Origin of the sequence: Mitsuokella apri (assembly GCF_047974105.1) — a bacterium.
Lineage (GTDB): Bacteria > Bacillota > Negativicutes > Selenomonadales > Selenomonadaceae > Mitsuokella.
On sequence record NZ_JBHYRS010000038.1, the window covers coordinates 1 to 224 of the forward strand.

Sequence of the window (224 nt, forward strand, 5' to 3'; positions counted from 1 at the left end):
TTCTTGGGCGCGATGGTAAGACCTTCCGTAAGCCAGCGCAGCTGCTGGTCCGTGATCTCGAGAAGATCTTCCGGCTTATTCGGCCACTGATATTTGCCGTTTTCCAGTCGCTTATACAGCAGCAGAAAGCCGGTTTCGTCCCAGAGCAGCCCCTTGATGCGGTCCTTACGGCGTCCGCAGAATAGAAAAAGCGTTGGCTGAAATGGATTCTTCTTGAAATGGTC

Annotated in this window: 1 protein-coding gene; it reads right to left on the reverse strand. The window is 52.7% G+C overall.

The annotated features are described in order from the left end of the window. The coding region (gene tnpB / locus ACE419_RS11670) for an IS66 family insertion sequence element accessory protein TnpB (RefSeq protein ID WP_435722090.1) at positions 1-224 on the reverse strand (224 nt) is incomplete at both ends.